Here is a 3,467-nt window from a genome sequence, read left to right as displayed (position 1 = left end):
ATTGGCCTGAATACCAAGAGCCATTTCGAAGAAACCGCGGAGCTTTATCATCGCACCCCGGGTGACTACCCCGCCTATCCCCGGCTCTTCACACGCTCCATTGACAGTCATGTTGCGCAGGGCGAGCCAATTCTCGTGCCGCGCGCATCCGATCGCCTCGACTATGAAGGTGAGATCGCGATCGTAATCGGGCGAGAAGGCCGCGCTATCGCGCGCGAACAGGCCGTCTCGTACATTGGCGGTTACGCCTGCTACAATGACGGCAGCGTGCGCGATTTTCAGCAACATACCAACCAGGTTCTGGCAGGAAAGAATTTTGTTGCCAGCGGCGCCTTTGGGCCGTGGATTGTCACCGCTGACGAAATTCCCGATCCGTCGAAGCTCACGCTCGAGACCCGCGTGAACGGAGAGCTTCGACAGTCGATGGCAATGGATGACCTGATATTCGCATTCGACGAGCTAATCACGTATATCTCGACGATCTTTCATCTACGCCCGGGGGACGTTATCGTGACAGGGTCCCCGGCGGGCATCGGCGCCCTGCAAGGCAAATATTTGCGAGCGGGCGATGTCGTCGAGGTGACGTGCCCTGCGGTCGGCACACTGCGCAATCCTGTCGCTGACGCTTGAAACAGAGTGATACGAAGCCAAGTGAGGCGGGCCAAGGCCGCGTGCCGTTCGATGCCAACAAGGCTCCATGGCCTCGACGCTAGGCAGGACGGCCTGCAGCGCCGGCATCATCGGGCCGCTGTGCGCGCGAGCGCAATGATGTGCAGCCCTCGGTGCGGCAGCTGTTTGCCCTTGGTGATCCAAAACCAGACTCCGGAATGTCCCCACAAGCCGCCATTGGCTATTCAATCTGAACGAAGCTGAACGAAAGGCCGCTCGTCCCGATTAGCTCCCAGGACCTGACTGTCGGCACGTCGAAGATCCCATGGGGGTGGAAAGCGACCGAAGCTTCCGCGACCAGTACCAATTCGCGACGCCGAAGCATGGCAAAAAGCTCGGCGCAATTGCAGGCGCTTTCGCCCTGCCGTTCAGCCGAACGCTGCTCTACCAGCCGACATTGCACCCGCATCACGCCTTGCCCAAATTCGGACCACTGCATACTGACGCTTACTCGTGCGAACTTGTGTCTGACCGAGAGCGCGTCCAGCGAATACGTATTGTCTTTCAACAACTGTTGGGAAAGAGCTTTAAAGAATTGTCATAGAATCGCCGGTCCCCGGCACTAGCCGCGAAGCGCGGCCGAAATTCCTTCGAGCCCGGCGAAAAGCTCGTCTGCCGACGGCCAGCCATAACCCAGACGGAAAAAGCTGTCTGGCATCTCGAACCAATGGCCGGGACCAAGATAGGTGCCGTGGTTCGACAGAAGCCGCTGATAAAAAGCCGCCGTGCCCCCGGGCGGCTCGGCGCGCATGCGCGGAAAACAGACAACGCCGCCTGCCGGGCGTACCCATTCAAGCATATCTTCCTGCTCGATCCAGACCGCAACGGTCTCGAGGCGCCTGCGCATTTCGACGAGCGTCGGTCGAAGCAGCGCCTCGCGGCGGGCGAGAACCTGCTCGGCGATCCATTCGTCGACGACACTGCCGCAGATGCTGATCTGCTCCTTCGCGGCCAGGAAGAGCTCCTGAAGCTGGGGATCGGTCGTGATCAGCCAGCCGATACGGATGCCGGGAATTCCGTAGGCCTTGGAAAGCGATGACACGCTGATGACATGCGGGCCGAGCGTAGCTGCCAGAGGCAGAGGTTCCCCATAGGAGAGGTCGCGATAGGTTTCGTCAACGAGGAGGCGGCAGTTATGGGCGGCCGCAAGCGCCGCGAGGCGACCGAGCTCTTCGGCGCTCAGGACAACACCCGTCGGATTGTGTGGGCAAGTGACACTGATGAGCCGTGTCCTGGGCGTTATCGCTGCGGCCAGCGCCTCGATATCGACCTGAAAGCCCTTTTCAAACTCGAGATCTATGAAACTGATATCGCAGCCAATTGCGCGCGGCGTTTCCAGATTGGTGGCATAGTTGGGGCGAACCACCACGAGATGGTCGCCGGGCACAAGCAGCGATGTGGAAATGATGAACAATGCTGTCGCAGCACCCCCCGCGATCAGGACATCGTCGGGCTTCAGCCCCGCTCCCTGGGCTGCGATCAGCGCGCGAAGCGCGTGGCTGCCCCGGTGTAGTGCATTGACGCCTCCATCGCCAGTGCTGGCCGGACGTGGAGCGAAGCGGAACCGGGCGGCACTGGCGATGGAGCGGCCTGTGGCTTTCAACGCATGGTAAAGCGGGCCAGTCTCGAAGACCACGCGCTGAACCTGTGGCGCCCGTTTACGATAATGTCCGCCAGAAGCGTCGGGACTTTCAGGAATTTTGTGCGCGAGGCCGGTTTCGTTCATCAGACCATGAACCTGTCACCGAAGAGGACGGCGAACTGGGCTTTGGCTTCGAACCACTCGCGCGGCGGTTCAAGAATCCAACTCCGCAAAGCGCACGCAATTGACGACAAATCAGCGCGACGATTGCGCTGATCGCACCAGATGGTGAAAAACCGGCTCATAAAGCGGATCTTCGAACGCGCATCCCGCTTCAAAATCGCGAACCCAGCAAACGCGCGCCTTGAGAGCTTCCAGACCAGGAAGCTTGATCCACAATTCCATTTCGGGTTTGAGGATTTGATAGGTCCGCAATCGAAATCCCGTTCGCGACAGATCGGTCATGGTGGTTCCCACAGCCGGATCGCCGCGCCGCCTCACGCTGATTTCCACTTCCCATTTATGCCTCTCGGCCCTGCGGTATCGCTTTTCGACCTGCTCACCAGCGCCCTTCAATTCCAACTCCCCCCATTCGACAATGCGCCCGGCGCACAGTCCACCGCGATGAGCACCAGTGAAATATTGTCCATTCCGCCCGCTCCGAGCGCAGCTCTGACCAACTCATCGGCCGCCCGCACAAGGCTACTGCCCAGGATCGATGCCAGCATGCCATCGTCAATCATGCTCGAAAGGCCATCCGAGCAAACGAGATATACGTCCCCCGCTTCGATCGGCAGCTCCGCAAATTCGACCTGCGGGCAATCAGCGACACCGATCGCCCTTGTAATGACATGCGCCTGATGGTGCGTGCGCGCCTGTTCGTTGTTGAGCACACCAGCGTCGGCAAGTTCCTGCACTAGGCTGTGATCCCGGGTGAGGCGCTTGATCTGCTTCTCGCGAAATCGGTAGACACGGCTGTCTCCCGCCCAGAAGACCAGTGCCTGGCATTGATTGAGGTAAATGCCAGCAACCGTGGATCCGCATGTCTTGCCGAGCTTCTGCGCCAATCCGATTATGGTGGCGTTCGCCTCCGACAACGCATCTGCGATGTTGTGCCGATCGATCGGGTGGCGAGCTTGGGTCAAGGAGGCAAGCGCGCGTATGACCGTCGTGGCCGCTTCGTCACCCATCGCATGTCCGCCCATTCCGTCCGCCA

Annotated in this window: 4 protein-coding genes; 1 reads left to right on the top strand and 3 read right to left on the bottom strand. The window is 60.0% G+C overall.

Going from position 1 to position 3,467, the window contains the following annotated elements; all coding sequences use genetic code 11:
* Positions 1 to 630, top strand: a 630-nt coding sequence (locus tag MKI88_RS21285) for a fumarylacetoacetate hydrolase family protein (protein ID WP_241633551.1), incomplete at its 5' end; no start/stop codon positions are given.
* Between the two features lie 601 nt (positions 631 to 1,231).
* On the opposite strand, the gene MKI88_RS21280 is transcribed toward MKI88_RS21285, so the two are convergent.
* From MKI88_RS21280 to MKI88_RS21270, 3 genes are all read right to left on the bottom strand, one after another.
* Complete coding sequence (locus MKI88_RS21280) at positions 1,232 to 2,305, bottom strand: pyridoxal phosphate-dependent aminotransferase (protein WP_407073398.1); 1,074 nt, start codon at positions 2,303 to 2,305, stop codon at positions 1,232 to 1,234.
* Positions 2,306 to 2,506: 201 nt separating this feature from the next.
* Positions 2,507 to 2,833 carry a PilZ domain-containing protein gene (locus MKI88_RS21275; RefSeq protein ID WP_241633550.1) on the bottom strand — a complete coding sequence of 109 codons (327 nt, stop codon included), beginning with the start codon at positions 2,831 to 2,833 and terminating at the stop codon, positions 2,507 to 2,509.
* Positions 2,824 to 3,467, bottom strand: a 644-nt coding sequence (locus tag MKI88_RS21270) for a PP2C family serine/threonine-protein phosphatase (RefSeq protein ID WP_241633549.1), incomplete at its 5' end; no start/stop codon positions are given. The genes MKI88_RS21275 and MKI88_RS21270, both read right to left, overlap by 10 nt.

It is taken from the genome of Sphingomonas sp. LaA6.9 (assembly GCF_022601895.1).
GTDB lineage: Bacteria > Pseudomonadota > Alphaproteobacteria > Sphingomonadales > Sphingomonadaceae > Sphingobium_A.
The sequence above is the reverse complement of the archived record's forward strand: the minus strand, read 5'-3'. Positions and strand labels throughout refer to the sequence as shown.